This window comes from Mycobacterium sp. 012931, from assembly GCF_000419295.1.
Taxonomy (GTDB): Bacteria; Actinomycetota; Actinomycetes; order Mycobacteriales; family Mycobacteriaceae; genus Mycobacterium; species Mycobacterium marinum.
In genome coordinates this window covers 3,550,308-3,566,318 of sequence record NZ_AOPX01000001.1, presented here as the reverse complement: position 1 = coordinate 3,566,318, position 16,011 = coordinate 3,550,308, and the positions used below count along the sequence as shown (strand labels likewise).

The window sequence follows — 16,011 nt, the reverse complement described above, 5'->3', positions numbered from 1 at the left end:
CAAGTGACGGAGTCCGCTACTTCGGAGCTGGCCCGACATATCCGCGATGTGGCGTTGATTGATCAACATGTGCACGGCTGCTGGTTGACCGCGGGGGAGAGATCGCGGTTCGAAAACGCCCTCAACGAGGCGAACACACAACCGCTTGCCGACTTTGACTCGGCGTTCGACTCGCAGCTGGGGTTTGCGCTGCGCAAGCACTGTGGCCCCATCCTGGGCCTGCCTGAACACGTTGACCCGAAAACATATTGGGAACATCGCAGCCAGCTCGGGGAAACCGAACTGGCTGAGCGGTTCTTGGCGGCCGCCGGGGTAACCGACTGGCTGGTAGATACCGGCATCGACAGCGATGTAGCTGGTCCGGCGGAGTTGAGTGCGCTGTCAGGGGGCCGTGCTCACGAGGTGGTCCGACTCGAGCAGGTGGCCGAACAGGCCGCGCAGGCGCCGGGCGACTATGCCTTGGCATTCCAGGAACTCCTACACCAACGTATGGCAACGGCCATCGGCACCAAGTCAATCCTGGCGTATCGGGGCGGATTCGACGGCGACTTGACCGAGCCCTCACCGGCCCAGGTTGCCCAAGCCGCAAAGCGGTGGCGGGACTGCGGTGGAACCCGGTTGAGTGACCGCGTTCTGTTGCGATTCGGGCTCCATCAGGCGCTGCGACTGGGAAAGCCGCTACAGCTGCACATCGGCTTCGGCGACCGGGACTGCGACCTACACAAGACCAATCCGCTGTATCTGCTTGATTTCCTGCGCCAGTCCGGCGAAACCCCGATTGTGCTGCCGCATTGCTATCCTTACGAACGCGAAGCCGGATATCTTGCACAGGCTTTCAACAACGTCTTCGTCGATGGCGGCCTGACCGTCAACTACCTTGGGGCGCGAGCGCCGGAATTCATCGGCCGGCTATTGGAATTGGCGCCCTTGCGAAAAATCGTGTATTCCTCGGACGGTTTCGGCCCCGCAGAGCTCCACTACCTGGGAGCGGCTTTGTGGCGCAGAGGCATTCACCGCGTTCTACACGGCTTCGTACAAAGCGGCGACTGGGCCGAAGCCGACGCGATCCGCGTCGTCGACCTCATTGGGCACGACAATGCAGCCCGCATATACCAATTGGAGCAGAAGGGCGATCAATCGATGAGCAAGAATTCATGACCGAGTTGTGCCACCTGGGCGCCCACGAGTTGGTCGCCCTGATGAGCGCCGGCTCGGTATCGTGCCGAGAAGTCATCCAGCAGCATCTGGTTCGGATTCGGTCCGTCAATCCCGCGCTCAACGCGCTGGTTGAGGCCGAAGATCCGGAGCGCTGCTTGCGGCAAGCCGACCACGCCGACGAGTGCGTCGCGCGAGGCGCCCCGCTGGGCGCGGCGCACGGTCTGCCGGTGGTGATCAAGGACGTCATGCAAGTGGCCGGGCTGGCGTGCTCCGGTGGCAGTCCAGGCTTGCGCGCCGTGGCGGACACCGACGCTACCGTGGTGTCGCGGCTGCGGGCCCAAGGGGCGATCGTGTTGGGGATGACCAACGTCCCGGAGATGAGCCGCGGCGGAGAGTCGAACAACAACCTGTATGGGCGGACCAACAATCCCTACGACCTCACCAGGACTCCCGGCGGCAGCAGCGGAGGTTCGGCCGCGCTCGTCGCCGCCGGCGGGGCCGCGTTGAGCGTGGGGTCCGACGGCGGTGTCAGCATCCGGCAACCATGCCACAACACCGGCATAGCCGGCCTGAAGCCCACGCGCGGCCGGATCCCACGCACCGGGAGCGTATTCGGCGATGCTCTAGGAGTTTTCAGCCCGTTCGTGTGCTACGGGCCGCTGGCCCGATCGGTTAGAGATCTGTTTCTGGGCCTGTCGATCATGAATGGCCCAGATCTCGCGGACCCGTATACGGCGCCGGCTCCGCTGGGCAGCCCGGACGATGTGGAACTGGGCACTCTGCGAGTGGCCGCCTATCTCGATGACGGCATTTCGCCACCCTCCGAAGAGGTTACGGCGGTCGTCACGGCGGCGGTCGAAGCGTTACGGGAGGTGGTCGCCGTCATCGATCACGCCGTGCCGCCCTGCCTGAATCGCACCACAGACCTGTTGTGGACGTCGATCTTCCTAGGTGGTGACCGGGGCCGGGGATTTGAAGAGGACCTGGGGGCCATCGGCACCACGGCGCCGTCCGAAGAGCTGGCCGAGTTCACGGCGCAGGCCCGCCAAGTGGACTTCTCGCTCACCGAAGCCCGACGCCGCCTGGTCGATATCGACCACTACCGCATCCAGATGCTGGCATTTATGGCCGACTACGACGTAATCGTCGGCCCGGCCATGCCCACCCCGGCCAAGCCGCACCACCACGGCCTGGTCGAGATCAGCGATTTTTCGCATTTGATGGTGCATAACCTCACCGGATGGCCCGCTGCGGTGGTCCGGTGCGGAACATCGCCAGGTGGCTTGCCCATCGGCGTTCAAATCGCGGCCCGGCCATGGCACGACGGCACGGCGCTGGCGGTAGCGAGCCACCTCGAGGCGATATTCGGCGGATGGCAAGCCCCAGGGCTGGTGGTGACCTGACGGTCGCCTAGTTCACCACACGATAGTGATTGGCGACGCGACCGAGAGTCTTAGTCGGTGATGCCCTCGACGTGGAAAGCAGGAGCCCTGTGAGCAACCTCAACCTCGCAGAACAGAATTTCGTGCGCCATTCGACTGGCCTCCTCTGGTGGATACAGACGAATCGCCGGATGCGCTCGCCAACTTTGATGCAGAGCTTTCCGGTTTTTGGGTAGCACAACATCCCCCGAACGGGTGTCAATTGCACCGGAATGCTCGCCCCCTGTACGGGGGGAAGTCGTGTCCCCAGATCGGGGGACACGACCAGCGGCGCGACTACGGCCGCGCCGTTCCGGCGCCAAAACGACATCGCCCCCTGCAAATCCCGCGCGCCAGCGGATACTGATGAAGTGGTTGCGCGTGTAAACTTCTACCACGGCGTATTGACGACTTCAGTGCACAGCCAGTGTTGTATCCGAAATGTGCAGCAAACTCGGACATTGGTTGCGATGACCTAGGTGAAAAATGGCACCACGCTCCGTCACCACCGTGGCGACTTGCCGAAAGACTAGGCGGCCCGTTTCGGTCTGTGCCCAGGGAACGCCGGAGCCCTGGGTCTGTGCCGGTGACCTCGGGAATCGCCACCGCGCGCTTCGGGTCCGTACCGGCACCTGATGTCTGCTCCCACCGACCCGCACGGCGCAGTGCCGGCAAATGGGAAGTTCCTCGCACTCACGCGCGGGCAGCTCGACATATGGCCCTCCCAAGAGCGCAACGGCTCGGGAATACCCTGGCAAACAAGCTTTTTCGCAGTGATCAGCGGCCCGGTCGATCCGGTCCTCATCGAGCGTGCCGTCCGGCGGGCGGTGGCCGAATTCGAGCCGTTGCGGGTCGGAATATTCGAGGTCGACGCACAGGTCTGCCAGAAACCGCGGGACTATCCGGCCGTTACTGTCCCGCTCGTTGACGTGAGCGGCTCGCGACATCCGGTTCGGGAAGCGCACCAACTGGCCGCGTCGATGCAGCGCCAGCCCATGGCATGGGCGGGGCCGTTGTTCCGATTTGCGTTATTCCGGACGAGTCCAAACCAATTCTTCTTGTTTTTCTGTCTACATCACATCGTGGTCGACGGATTTAGTTCCGTGCTGTTCGTCAGTCGAATCGCCGTTATCTACTCGGCGCTCGCCTCTGCCACGCCAGTCCCGGCAGCATCCTTTGGTTCGCTGCACGATCTGGTCGGCGCCGAACTGGAGTACGAGGTGTCCTGCAAGTATCGAGAAGACCTGCAGTTTTGGCGGGAGAATCTGCCCCCGGACCGCCCAGCGCTCCAATACCAGTCCGCGGAGACCGGGAATGAGAACGATCGCTACGGCGCGTCGGCGCCGGTGGTGCTGGATGCCGCCGCCGCGCAGAGCATTGATGTTCTGGCCACAGTGTTAGGCGTCAGGCGATCCTCGATCATCACCGCAGCGTGTGGGCTACTGGTACACGGTTGGGATGGTGGCGGTCCGGAGGTGGTACTGGATTTTGCGGTGAGCCGGCGCGGCACCGACAAGTTGAAGACGATTCCGGGGATGGTTGCCGGGGTGGTTCCGCTGGCGTTGCCGACATCACCCACTTCCTCAGTTGCTGAGCTGTGTACGCAGGCGGATTCGCGGGTCCGCGATGTCCTACGACATCAACGGTTTCCGGTACACACGTTGTGCGGGCCCCTCAGCGGAATCGCGCTGAACCTGCTCCCGCCGACGGCGATCCCACATTTCGGTGATGCGCCGGCCTCGCTGGTGCATACCAATTTTGGCCGCGGCAATCGATTTGGAATGTTCGTCATGATTGAGGGGCAGCGGCTGCTTTTGAGCACGGCAGGTGCTGGCGCGCCATCATCAGATTTCGAGGGCCCAGCCTTGGCGCAACGACTGACTGGGCTCTTGATGGTGTTGGCCGCGGATCCGGCGCGGCGGTTGTCATCAATCGACCTGCTCGATCAGCTCGAGCGCCGCCGGATCCATACGTGGGGTAACCACGCCGCGCTGACCTGCCCCGCTGCTCCTACCCAGTCGATTCCGGAGCTGTTCGCCGCCCACGTCGCCCAGAGACCGGACGCTGTCGCGGTGACAGCCGCGGACGTCGTGCTGAGCTACCGCCAACTCGACGCCGCCAGCAACCGGCTCGCGTCCTTGTTGGCCTCTCACGAGATAGGCCGTGGCGACGTCGTAGCGTTGCTGCTTCCACGCAGCGGACGAGCCATCATCGCGATCCTGGCAGTGCTGAAGGTGGGAGCGGCCTACCTGCCCATCGACCCGGACCACCCCCGCGCCCGCGTTGCCTTCCTGCTCGACGACACCAAGCCGGTGGCTGTCCTGACCATCCGCGACTTGACCGGCGGTCTGGACGGCCACGCCCTGGCGGTCATCGACGTCGACGATCCCGCCGTTGCCGCCCGACCCAGTACGGGGCTGCCCGCGCCAGCCGCCTACGACGTCGCATACGTGCTGTATACATCCGGCACCACCGGCGTGCCCAAAGGCGTGGCGATCACCCATCACAACATTGCCCAACTCGTGGCCGCACCCACCCCACTGAACGCCCAGAACAGTCTGGCCGTAACCCATTGCCACTCCTACGCATTCGACTTCTCGGTGTGGGAAATCTGGAGCGCGTTACTGCACGGCGGGCGACTTGTCGTGGTAGGCGAAGACGCAACTCGTTCCCTCACCGATTTCCACGACTTGCTGCTGGAACAGCGAGTCAACGCGCTGACCCAAACCCCCTCGGCGGTTGCCGTATTGTCAACCGATGCTCTGGAAGCCACTACACTCGTGGTCGGCGGTGAACCCTGCACCGCCGAGGTGGTGGATCGTTGGGCGCCCGGGCGAGTGATGGTGAATGCCTACGGCCCAACCGAATCCACTGTCTGCGTCAGCATCAGCGCACCGCTGGTTGCCGGTTCCGGGACCGCTCCCATCGGCCTACCACTGCCGGGTACTGCTCTATTTGTATTGGACTCGTGGTTGCGCCAGCTGCCCCCCGGGGTGGTGGGGGAGCTGTATGTGGCGGGAAGCCAAGTTGGGCTTGGATATTGGCACCGCTCCGGGTTGACGGCATCGCGTTTTGTGGCCTGCCCGTTCGGGGGAACCGCGGGCAGCCGTATGTACCGGACCGGCGATCTGGCCTGCTGGGGTGCTGACGGTCAACTGCACTACAAGGGTCGGGTGGACGACCAAGTCAAGATTCGCGGCTATCGCATCGAACCCGCCGAAATCACCACAGCGCTAATGCGGTCGCCCAGCGTGAACAGTGCGGTCGTCATCGTCCGCGAAGACCGCCCTGGCGACAAGCGTCTGGTGGGCTACATCACCGGCCAAGCCGACCCCGAAGCTGTTCGTGCCGGTCTCAAAGACCAACTGCCCCACTACATGGTTCCGGCGGCCATCATGTCGCTCGAGCGGTTGCCGTTGACGGTCAACGGGAAACTTGACGTTGCCGCGCTGCCCGTTCCGGACTACATCACCGGTTACCGAGCCCCGACCACGCCGGTGGAGGAAATCGTGGCCGGAATTTTTGCGCGGGTCCTCGGGCTGGAACGGGTCGGCGCCGACCAGTCGTTCTTCGATTTGGGCGGCGACTCGTTGCTGGCGATGCGCGTGGTCGCGGCGGCCAACACCGCTTTGGCCGCAGACCTGTCCGTGCGGGTGTTGTTCGATGCACCCAGCGTCGCCGAGCTGGTGCCGCACATCAACAAGGGATCGGCCGCCTCGATACCCCTGGCACCGGTCCAGCGGCCCGAGCGGGTGCCGCTATCGCCGGCCCAGCACCGGATGTGGAGTGTCGTTCAGCTGCAGGGCCCCTCCGCTGTGTTCAACATCCCCTGGGTGCTGCAGTTGCGTGGCATCCTGCACACCGAGGCACTGCGCCAGGCCCTAGTCGATGTTGTTTGTCGTCACGAACCGTTGCGCACCGTTTATCCCGCCGTGGACGGTGAACCGCACCAAGTCGTCTTGGCGCCCGAAGCGGTGGACCTGTGCTGGGAGGTCATTGACGCCACCACCTGGACGCCGGGTCAGCTGCGTGACGTCGTTTCGACCCAAGCCCGCCACAGCTTCGACCTGGCCAGCCGGCTGCCGCTACTGGTCCAGCTCTATCGCCGGGCCGACGATCAATACCTGCTGGTTCTCGTGCTGCACCATATTGCCGCTGACGGCTGGTCACTGGCCCCACTGGCGGCCGATCTCGACGTGGCCTACCGCAGCCGATGCGACGGGCAGGCCCCCGGCTGGGAGCCGTTGCCCATCCAATACATCGACTACGCCTTATGGCAACGCGCGTACCTGGGGGACCCGGCGGATCCCGACAGCATGATCGCCGCGGAACTTCGGTACTGGCAGAAGACGCTTGCGGACATGCCCACGCATCTCGAGCTATCACCCGGGCAACCCGATGCCACCTCGTACGACACTCGCGGCGACACGCTGGCCGTGCGCTGGCCCGGCGGCATTGCACCGCCAGATAACCGAGCTGGCGTGCGCACAGCACGCCACCAGCTTCATGGTCGTCCAGGCGGGCTTTACCGCGCTGCTCTCACAACTGGCCGCCAGCAACGACATCGTGGTGGCAGTAGCGGTCGCCGGTCGCCGTCACCCCTCGCTCGATGAGTTGGTCGGCGTGTTCGTCAACACGGTGCTATTGCGCATTGCGGTGGCCCCCGACCTGGATTTCGCACACCTGCTCGACCAGGTGCGTACCCGCAGTCTGCAAGCACTCGACCATCAAGACATGCCCTATGGCGTTCTGGTAGAACAGATCAACGCCGCCCGCTCGTCACCCGCTAGCCCCTTGGCCCAAGTCATGCTGGCCTGGCAAAACAACAAACCGGCCGAGCTGGCACTGGGCGAGCTGGAAATCACCGAAGCCCCGGTGCACACCGGGGCGGCACGGATGAACTTCTTGTTGTCCCTGACCGAGCAGTTCACCGAGAGCGGTGAGCCCGCCGGGATCAGCGGAGTCGTCGAATACCGCACCGCCATGTTCACTCCTACGGTGATCGAAGCTATTACCGACCGGTTGGAGAGGCTCCTAACGGTGGTGACCGCCAACCCGCGGCGGCAGTTGTCGCCGCTGTCTGACCTCGACCGGCTGCCCTGGTCCTATGGCGGCTGTGCTGGTGGTCGGCGCGTTAGACCCCACCGGTAGTCACCGGCGACATCAACCGGTTGCTAGACCAGGCTGCTCGCGTCGAATATCCAGCCCTGATCTGCCGAGCCAAGGTTCTCAAAATGCTGCGGCGGCGCAAAGGCCACCAGGCTGTTGAAGTCCCAATAGTCTTTCCACACGGTGATTTTCCCGTCGACGACTTGATGGACGGTAACGAACCTCAGCAGCCCCTGCTCACCGGTCGCGAACGTCCAGGTCTCGGAGTGCTCATACATGACATCGGAACCGCTGGACAGCAGCAGTCCGTCGTGGTTCACGTAGCCGGCCAGGGGTTCCAACCCGAGCTTCAGCCGCGTGACGATGTCGTCCGGACCGCGCGCCGACAGCGCGGGAACCGGCATGTCCACATACAGGCAGTCCGGCGACAAAAACGTCTTGACGCCATCCCAGTCCCTCCGAGACAGCGCGTGCCACATCCCACGCACCGTATCGCCAACCGAAATCAAAGAAAGTTCTGCCATAACGGCCAATAACACTTGGTCCCTCTTGGGCTGTCAACCACCACGCTGCGCCGATGCCAATTGGCGCCCTCAACGCGACCGGCGGACACGCCCTCGCGGTCCGCTAGGAGGCGGCCAGCGCGCGGGCCGGTCCGAGCGTGACCGGCAACGTCGACCAGCCCCGCAACACGCGGGTGTCGCGGCGACTTCCCGCGCCGGCGGCCCGAACGTCGGGGAAGCGCTCGAAGAACGTCCGCAACCCAACCTCTCCCTCGGCCCGGGCCAGAGCCGCACCAAGACAGAAATGACGACCCGTGGAGAATGCGAGATGCCTTCCGGCATTAGCGCGTTCGACGTCGAAACGGTGCGGGTTCGGGAATACCGCCGGGTCGCGGTTGGCTCCGGCCAGCTAGGCCACCACCATTTCGCCGCGATTTATTGGCCAGCTCGCTATCTCGACATCGGTGCGGGCCACCCGGGCGGTGAGCTGGACTGGTGAATCCAGCCGCAGGATCTCTTCGACCGCGTTCGGCCATAGTTCCGGACGCTGACGCAGTGTCTCCAGTTGCTCGGGGGCATCCAGCAGCATCCGAATTCCGTTGCCCAACAGGTTGACTGTGGTCTCGAAGCCCGCAACCAACACCAGCCCAGCAATCGCGCGCAGTTCGGATTCATCGAGATATGTCCCAGCATCACCACTTTCAGCGACCCGGATCAATTGACTCATCAGGTCGTCGCCGGGGTTTCGACGCAACTGCTCGAGGTGTGCCGTCAGCCACGAGTTGAATCCCGTTATGTCCTGCTGTATGCGCCGGTACTGCCGGTAGGGGACCCCGATATCCAGGCTAGGCGCTGCCAATTCGCCGTATTCCAGCACTCGGCCGCGGTCTTGTTCTGGAACACCGAGGATTTCGCTGATCACCATGATCGGGAGCTGGGAACAGTACTGGCCCACCACGTCGACAACACCGGGCCGCTGCGCGAGTTGATCCAACAGACTGTTCGCCGTCTGCTCGACCCGATCGCGTAGCGCGGCAACCGCTCGGGAGGTGAAAACCGCCGACACCGTCTTGCGGTATCGGGTGTGATCGGGCGGCTCAACGGCCAACAGCGACGGCGGCCGCAGCGGATGCAGCTGCTCGTCGCGGGTGCGGCGCTCCAGCCAGCGCAGTGGTCCCGGCAGGTTCTCACCGAACGAGATGGTGTGGAAGTCGTCGGAGCGCAGCACATCGTGCGCGAGCTGATAGTCAACGGTGAGGTAGTTGACGCGGGTCCGCACCATACGCCCGTGGCGGCGCAACTCGTCATGGAACGGTCCCGGGTTGGCCGCAACTGCCGGGTCGGCGATCAGCCGAGCCTCCAATTCACCTCGTCGAAGACCGATATTGGCCATGCCCCGGATTACCCCGTGCATCGCGAACCAGTGCAGTTTGTCCTTCACCGCGCCTCCATCGATCGACTTCGCCATTGCGCTTGTGACCAGACTAAGCTCGTCGAGGTCGCCGACGCAGGGCTAATCGAGGCTCGCGCCCCGAGGCAGAGCCCAACGGGTCAGCACTCGGCGACGATCTTGAAGTCGGTTGTCACCACCTTGTTCGGGTTGTCGCTGCCGATGCCGTAGGCGCTGCCGGTGATCGTGTATGTCCCGTGGGAAAAGTCCACCTGAGCCTCTCCCACCCCGCCTTGCCAATAGCTGCCGTTGAACCCGTCAACATTGCGGATCTTCACCCACTGCGGAATCACTCGCTCGCCGCTGATCAGCACCACCGCCTGGACATGGCCGTCCCGGTCGCCGATGTCGATGGTCCGGTAGGACTGCTCCTGACTGCACGCGGCGGGGCGTGCCGTGTGGGTGGAGCCGTCGATGGTCACGTGCGCGGCTTGGCGGGGCACCGTCATCGCGCTCCCGCACCCGGAGACGGCAGCGACCACGCTCATTGCAAGCCCTGTGACAGTGACCAACCGAATCTGCACGAGCCACCTCCATTGTGGACACCAGCGCTGTGCCCGAGACTCTACTGCTGTCCTGTTCCAAACGTGGGTAGGGATTTGAGAATGCGGCTACGAACGAATTCCGGACTGACGCCCTTGAGCCGATCGATCCAGCGAATGCTTGGCGGCACGTACCAATGCAGCCGCGTCGGGTGCTGGTAGGCGTGCCAGGCCGCCTCGGCGACGCTGGATGCCGGCAGTAGACGAAACATCCCCTTCTTGGGCGCGGCGGCGCGGATCTGCTCGCTGGACAGGGTCGGGGCGGAGGCGTCGGAGTGCTGCCGAGTTGAGGTGAGAATCGCGGTGTCGATCAACCCGGGCAGCACGTCGGCAACTCGCACACCATGGCGCCACCATTCGGCGCTCAACGCTTCGGTGAGTCCCTTGACGGCGTGCTTGGTTGCCGAATAGACCGCCAGCCGTGGCATGCCGTAGGTGGCCGACGACGACGATGTGGAAAACATCAGACTTCCCGGCGCCTTTCTCAGATAGGGGAGGGCGCCGTAAGCCCCGGTCAGCACCGCCTTGAAGTTCACGTCGACGACGCGCATCGCGGCGTCGTAGGGTACGTCCTCGAACCATCCGCCTTCGCCGATGCCGGCGTTGTTCCACATCATGTCGAGTCCGCCGTGGCTGGTACCGGCGCAGAAATCGGCCAGGGCGCGATCCAACGCATCCCGGTCGGTCACGTCAACAACGCGGGTCCACAGCCGCTCGGTGCCAAGTTCGGCGCCCAGCGCGTCAAGGCCGGCGCCGTCGCGGTCCACCGCGGCGACCCGCCAGCCTTTGGCGTGAAACAGCTTCGCCCCCTCGCGGCCCATTCCGCTGCCGGCGCCGGTGATGAATACCGATTTCATGGAGCGCCGCCGACCTAGGCCGCCTCGACCACGTCTTTGATCCGGTTCAGCGTCTTGGTCATGTCCCGAATGTTGCGGCGCTTGCGCAGCCAGCCACCGAACATCCAGTAGTACACGGTGCTCAGCGGAGACTCCGCGAGCCGAAATGACTCGGTCACATCGGTCCCGCCCCCCGAGGGCGCCAGGCGATAGTGCCAGTTGTTGACCGGTCTGTCGCCCATCATCACAGCAAACCCGAACTCGCGACTTGGCTCGCAGGCCGTCACCTCGCAAACCGTCCAGTAAACCGGTCCGATCTCGTTACGCCGAACATGCCCCCGGAACCTGGCACCCAGCGCAGGGCCGGTCGCGCCGTCGAGCCATTCGGCCTCGAAGGTTTCCGGCGAGAATCGTCCGGTATTGCGGATGTCGGCGATCAAATCCCAGATCTTGTCCGCCGGGGCTGCCATGTGAACTGTCGCTGAACCCTCCATGACACGATCCAAACACGCTCGCTGTAACACATGGAACCGAACCAGCGATATTCCCCTAACGGGGCGTGAATATCGAGATGATCTGAGTCACCGTCTGCTCGAGCTGACGTACCGGTTTGGGCAACACCACGGGCACCGGCGGCAATCCACCGGCGGACGAACATTTGGGCCAGGCGGCCGGTCCCTGTCCTGCCAGAACCCGGTTGGCGATTGCGATTTGTTGCCGCTTAGAGGCACTTGCGGGGTTTCCCACCCCACCGTATTCCTCCCAGGTGGCTTGCTTGAACTGCAGACCGCCGTAGGCGCCGTTGCCGGTATTGGCCGACCAGTTTCCGCCAGACTCGCACTGCGCGACGGCTTCCCAGTTCATCAGATCGGCCTGTGCGACACCGGTGGACAGTGACATCGACGCAACGACGAATCCACCGGCGAGCGCGGACTTGGTGAGGGGTTTCGCGATGTGTGTCATGTCCGACTTTTCGGCGGACGTAGTCAAAGCGTTACCGATTAGAGAATCTTGTGAGATTGGAAATCTATCGCACCGAAATTCACCGAGTAGGGAGGCAAACCGCCCGCGGGCCGCTACCTCAGGCTTGGCCCCCGGCCGGGCAGTACGACCTCGTTGCGGTCAACAGAGCACGTTGATAGAGGCTGTCCAGCTGACGAGCCCGTATCGTGTCCGCCCTCGCGAGGTCGAGTTGGGCCGCGCAGGACGCCGACTCCAGCAAACTGCGATTAAGTGTTATCTGAGATAAAATCTTATCGTTTAGCGCATCGATCTCGGCGCGCGATGCGGACAGGTCGGGGGGTGCCGCGGGGACGTCGGCCGAGCCGAACTTCCAGTCCGCGAAGCGGCTGTACTCGATCGCCTCGGTCGCGCTGATCTGGTCGCCAAACAACCGGGTGACGTAGTTGGGGTCGACCTGTGCGGCGCGGGCCGCATCGCCCAGCTTGGCGAGTTGTTGCTGGACGCGGTCCGGGTCCTCAATGGCCACGCGAGCATGCCACTTGAAGGCCGCCACCGGGTCTGCCACGGCCAACCGCTGCGCCGCCGCGTCGACCAAGGTGATCAGCGGGCTGGCACTGTCGGCCCGCACCTGCCCGGGCGCGCCCAGCGCCACCGCAAGCAGGGCGGCCGCCCCGCCGAGCCCGACACCCAACCGATGCCGAGTCGATCGGCGCGCTGGAAAAACCACGCCTCATCACAGCATGTCAGCCGTGGTGTGCGCCAACAGTGCTGATCGCGTTGATCACCGCCGCCGGCTCATTGAGAGCGACAAAGGTTTTCGAACCCGGTACCTCGATGATCGACGCGTCCGGGAAGAGCTGGGCCATGCGGCGAGCCAGCGTCGGCTTGAAGCACCGGTCTCCCATGCCCCAGACCAGCGTCACCGGCTTGGTGAACTGGGCAAACCGCGTCGACACCTCGGTCAGATCGGTGGCGGCGACATGTCGAAGCAGCGTGGCCAGGTCATCGCAGATGCGAGCGTCTGTGCGGCAGGGCTGCAACCACGACGCCGTCAGCGCGGCGTCTGGCTTGTTCAACAGCAGGCCGAACCCGAGCGGGGAGTGCCGCAACGGCCGCAACCCCATCGCCGCAAACAGCGTCTTGATCGATCTTGGCCCCCGAAGCAGCGTGAATACGGCAGGAAACGGAAACGGTGGAAAAGTCTCGAAGGCATCGCAGTTGGTGAGCACCAACCGACCGACCAGATCCGGGTGGGCATCGATCGCCAGCTGACACAGGCCGCCACCGGTGTCGTTGCCCACCAAGGTCACGTCGGCGAGATCAAGGGCGACCATGAACTCGTGAATCATCTCCGCGATCCCGGCGGGGGAGAGGTCAGCGCCTTCGTTAGCCGGGATCGTGTGGGAACCCAGCGGCCAGGTGGGCAGGATGCACCGAAACCCCATCGCGGCAAGCCCTTCGGCTACGGCGGACCACAGGCGCTCATCGACGAGAATGCCGTGGACGAATAGCACCCGGGGGATGTGGGGAGTTTTCGGGTCCGAGCACTCGGTAGGCGATTGTCGCCTGACTCAGCGTGACCTGTGCCATCGGTGCCACCCCTTCGCGGATACTTACGTGCTGCCAGTACGTAAATTACGTGCAGCCCGCATGAAAGTCAATGGTGGCGCTAGTTCAGGTCACCAAGCACGGTGATGACCGGGGCGAAGGCCGCCACATGGGGCTGGGGGATGGTGTAGTGAGTGAAGCCGTATCGTTCCCGATTCGCGCGCAGCTGCCGCGCTATCTGCTCAACTGTACCGATGAGAAGCGTTGGGGATTGCAGGATTTCGTTGGCGGTTAGCAGGTTGCCATACTTGGCGGCGAGCATGCCGGCGACTTCCCTACGGTCATCGGTCAACACGACCTCTTGAATCAACGTGTGTAACTCCGGGTGTCTGGCAACCCTGGCTACCTGCTTACTCCTCGGCGCAGCCGTGCTGCTGGTGGACAGCCGTAAGTCGTCGTCTGCCGGCGCCATCGACCATCCCGGCATCCCACTTTCCGACGCTGCGACCGAAGCCCACGTCGTTGAATCGGCCAGAGGACTCGTCGCCGTCGCCGGGCTACGGCCGATCGCCGCGGGTTACCTCTTGATGTCCTGCAAGAACCGCGAGGATCCGCCCTATCAGGGCGCGATCTATCTGACCTTCACCTTGCCCGTCGACGCCCACGCAGATACCTACTTTCGCGCGGTGGCGGGCAGGCTGGTCCAGCACGGATGGACCGAGGGACGACCACCCGCTGAGCACGTGTTCGGCAGGACCTTGACCAGGGACGACACGACAGCCGTTCTGTATCGGCACCGCGATGACCCCACCATGGGAGTCCTACGGCTCTACGGTCCGTGCCGCAACACCACAGATCACCGCCGCGACACGATGGGATGGACCGATATCAGCGACCAGTTCGGCCCGCTCCGGTAGGACAACGCCAGAAACGACCGCTGGGCTCGACGGGCCCGGAAAACCGGGGCCGTCAAGCCCAGCAGTTTCGATCTGATTGGCGATCAGGCGGCGCCGAGGCTGGCCTGCAAGTCGCCCTTCATAGCGTTGAGCTGTGCGCCCCAGTACTCCCAGCTGTGCGTTCCGTTGTCGTTGAAGTTGAACACCGCGTTGTGGCCACCGGCCGCGTTGTAGGCGTCCTGGAACTTCAGGTTGCTGCTGCGCACGAAGTTCTCCAGGAACTCGGCGGGCAGGTTCGCGCCGCCCAGTTCGGAGGGGGTGCCGTTGCCGCAGTGAACCCACAGGCGGGTGTTGTTGGAGACCAAGGCAGGGATCTGGATCGTCGGGTCGTTGCGCTGCCAGGCGGGATCGCTGGACGGCCCCCACATGTCGCCGGCCTTGTAGCCTCCGGCGTCACCCATTGCCAAGCCGATCAAGGACGGTCCCATCCCTTGGGACGGATCCAGCAGCGCCGACAGCGAACCGGCGTACACGAACTGCTGGGGGTGGTACACCGCCAAGATCATCGCCGAAGAGCCGGACATCGAGATGCCGATCGCGGCGCTACCGGTGGGCTTGACGCTGCGATTGGCCGACAGCCATTCGGGGAGTTCGCTGGTTAGGAACGTCTCCCACTTGTAGGTCGAGCAGCCGGACTTACCGCAGGCGGGCTGGTACCAGTTCGCATAGAAGCTGGACTGGCCGCCTACCGGCATGATGACGGACAGGCCTGACTGGTAGTACCACTCGAACGCCGGGGTGTTGATGTCCCAGCCGTTGTAGTCGTCTTGGGCGCGCAGGCCATCGAGCAGGTAGACCGCAGGCGAGTTGTCCCCGCCGCTTTGGAACTGGACCTTGATGCTGCGCCCCATCGCCGCGGATGGCACCTGCAGGTACTCGACGGGCAAGCCCGGACGCGAAAAAGCTTTCGCAGCCGGCGCGCCGCCGGCGAGTCCGACCAGGCCAGGAAGGGTTATCGCAGCAGCCGCGCCGATTAGCAGCCGCCGTCCCCAGGTTCGGATTTTCCCGCTCACGTCTGTCATACCTGTGCCCCTTGTACGTGTGTAGTCGTGTGCTCCCGGCAGAACTTACCGCGTGAGTACGGAAAATGTCGATCGGGACGCGAACTCATTTCATTTGGATATCGGCCACCGCCACGGACACAGCACCTGTGCTACGCGAGCCGCCACGATCCCGACTTCTCGGTAATAACCTCCCGCCGGCCCTGATAAACCAGCCCCAGCAGCCGTGATGCAGCTGTGACCAGGACAGTTGGCGGCTAGTCGGCACCCGATCGCCCGCGCGCGGTGGCGCTCCGCGAGCGGGGCGATATGCAACCAATCAGGCGGCGCCCGCGTGCCGCATGGGGTCGCATCGGTCGGTATGGGGAGAAAGCGCTTGCGGATTCAATTGACGAATCAGACGAATCAAATGACGAAGCGGCGGAAAAGTCGGCCGGAATATCGGGGAGGCGGCCAGCGGGAGCAATCCACGCATTCCGCGCTCCGTTGGCGCCGTAGCCGACGCCAGCGGCAATGCCCACTTC

Annotated in this window: 13 protein-coding genes and 2 pseudogenes; 5 read left to right on the top strand and 10 right to left on the bottom strand. The window is 64.0% G+C overall.

The window, feature by feature from the left end:
• Positions 1-3 precede the first annotated feature (3 nt).
• The 4 genes from MMSP_RS15765 (at position 4) to MMSP_RS28605 (ending at position 7,730) form a co-directional block, all read left to right on the top strand.
• Complete coding sequence (locus MMSP_RS15765; RefSeq protein WP_020787439.1) at positions 4-1,158, top strand: amidohydrolase family protein; 1,155 nt, start codon at positions 4-6, stop codon at positions 1,156-1,158.
• On the top strand, positions 1,155-2,561 hold the full coding sequence (locus MMSP_RS15760) for an amidase (RefSeq protein WP_020787438.1): 1,407 nt from the start codon (positions 1,155-1,157) through the stop codon (positions 2,559-2,561). Before MMSP_RS15765 ends, MMSP_RS15760 begins: the two co-directional genes overlap by 4 nt.
• Before the next feature lie 653 nt (positions 2,562-3,214).
• Positions 3,215-7,192, top strand: coding sequence for a non-ribosomal peptide synthetase (locus MMSP_RS15755; protein ID WP_235065772.1), 3,978 nt, complete (start codon positions 3,215-3,217; stop codon positions 7,190-7,192).
• Positions 7,086-7,730 (top strand): condensation domain-containing protein, encoded by a 645-nt coding sequence (locus MMSP_RS28605; RefSeq protein WP_235065770.1) that lies wholly within the window; start codon positions 7,086-7,088, stop codon positions 7,728-7,730. Before MMSP_RS15755 ends, MMSP_RS28605 begins: the two co-directional genes overlap by 107 nt.
• 23 nt (positions 7,731-7,753) lie before the next feature.
• On the opposite strand, the gene MMSP_RS15750 is transcribed toward MMSP_RS28605, so the two are convergent.
• The 9 genes and pseudogenes from MMSP_RS15750 to MMSP_RS15710 form a co-directional block, all read right to left on the bottom strand.
• On the bottom strand, positions 7,754-8,197 hold the full coding sequence (locus MMSP_RS15750; protein WP_036427328.1) for a nuclear transport factor 2 family protein: 444 nt from the start codon (positions 8,195-8,197) through the stop codon (positions 7,754-7,756).
• Positions 8,198-8,315: 118 nt separating this feature from the next.
• Positions 8,316-9,632 (bottom strand): annotated as a pseudogene (locus MMSP_RS15745) (cytochrome P450).
• Positions 9,633-9,742: 110 nt separating this feature from the next.
• Positions 9,743-10,165, bottom strand: a complete 423-nt coding sequence (locus tag MMSP_RS15740) for a lipoprotein LpqH (RefSeq protein WP_015355536.1) — start codon at positions 10,163-10,165, stop codon at positions 9,743-9,745.
• A gap of 41 nt (positions 10,166-10,206) precedes the next feature.
• The gene (locus tag MMSP_RS15735; protein ID WP_020787431.1) at positions 10,207-11,040 is read right to left on the bottom strand and encodes an SDR family oxidoreductase; all 834 of its coding nucleotides are present in this window, start codon (positions 11,038-11,040) and stop codon (positions 10,207-10,209) included.
• 14 nt (positions 11,041-11,054) lie between these two features.
• Positions 11,055-11,513 (bottom strand): SRPBCC family protein, encoded by a 459-nt coding sequence (locus tag MMSP_RS15730; protein ID WP_015355538.1) that lies wholly within the window; start codon positions 11,511-11,513, stop codon positions 11,055-11,057.
• Between the two features lie 55 nt (positions 11,514-11,568).
• Entirely contained in the window at positions 11,569-11,982 is a 414-nt protein-coding gene (locus MMSP_RS15725; RefSeq protein WP_020787430.1) for a transglycosylase family protein, read from the bottom strand.
• Positions 11,983-12,100: 118 nt separating this feature from the next.
• Entirely contained in the window at positions 12,101-12,709 is a 609-nt protein-coding gene (locus MMSP_RS15720) for a chorismate mutase (RefSeq protein ID WP_011740846.1), read from the bottom strand.
• Between the two features lie 16 nt (positions 12,710-12,725).
• Positions 12,726-13,572 (bottom strand): annotated as a pseudogene (locus tag MMSP_RS15715) (alpha/beta fold hydrolase).
• A gap of 79 nt (positions 13,573-13,651) precedes the next feature.
• Positions 13,652-13,882 (bottom strand): hypothetical protein, encoded by a 231-nt coding sequence (locus MMSP_RS15710; RefSeq protein WP_235065766.1) that lies wholly within the window; start codon positions 13,880-13,882, stop codon positions 13,652-13,654.
• A gap of 76 nt (positions 13,883-13,958) precedes the next feature.
• Here MMSP_RS15710 and MMSP_RS15705 point away from each other — a divergent pair, with 76 nt between their 5' ends.
• Positions 13,959-14,447, top strand: a complete 489-nt coding sequence (locus tag MMSP_RS15705; RefSeq protein ID WP_020787427.1) for a hypothetical protein — start codon at positions 13,959-13,961, stop codon at positions 14,445-14,447.
• 83 nt (positions 14,448-14,530) lie between these two features.
• Here the strand turns inward: MMSP_RS15705 and ag85B are convergent, their stop codons facing one another.
• Positions 14,531-15,508 carry a diacylglycerol acyltransferase/mycolyltransferase Ag85B gene (ag85B, locus tag MMSP_RS15700; RefSeq protein WP_036426578.1) on the bottom strand — a complete coding sequence of 326 codons (978 nt, stop codon included), beginning with the start codon at positions 15,506-15,508 and terminating at the stop codon, positions 14,531-14,533.
• Between the last annotated feature and the right edge of the window lie 503 nt (positions 15,509-16,011).

Bases quoted from the DNA above. Each gene is read 5' to 3' on its own strand.
- MMSP_RS15760 (WP_020787438.1), top strand. From the start codon at position 1,155: ATGACCGAGTTGTGCCACCTGGGCGCCCACGAGTTGGTCGCCCTGATG.
- MMSP_RS15755 (WP_235065772.1), top strand. From the start codon at position 3,215: ATGTCTGCTCCCACCGACCCGCACGGCGCAGTGCCGGCAAATGGGAAG.
- MMSP_RS28605 (WP_235065770.1), top strand. From the start codon at position 7,086: ATGGTCGTCCAGGCGGGCTTTACCGCGCTGCTCTCACAACTGGCCGCC.
- MMSP_RS15735 (WP_020787431.1), bottom strand. From the start codon at position 11,040: ATGAAATCGGTATTCATCACCGGCGCCGGCAGCGGAATGGGCCGCGAG.
- MMSP_RS15730 (WP_015355538.1), bottom strand. From the start codon at position 11,513: ATGGAGGGTTCAGCGACAGTTCACATGGCAGCCCCGGCGGACAAGATC.
- MMSP_RS15725 (WP_020787430.1), bottom strand. From the start codon at position 11,982: ATGACACACATCGCGAAACCCCTCACCAAGTCCGCGCTCGCCGGTGGA.
- ag85B (WP_036426578.1), bottom strand. From the start codon at position 15,508: ATGACAGACGTGAGCGGGAAAATCCGAACCTGGGGACGGCGGCTGCTA.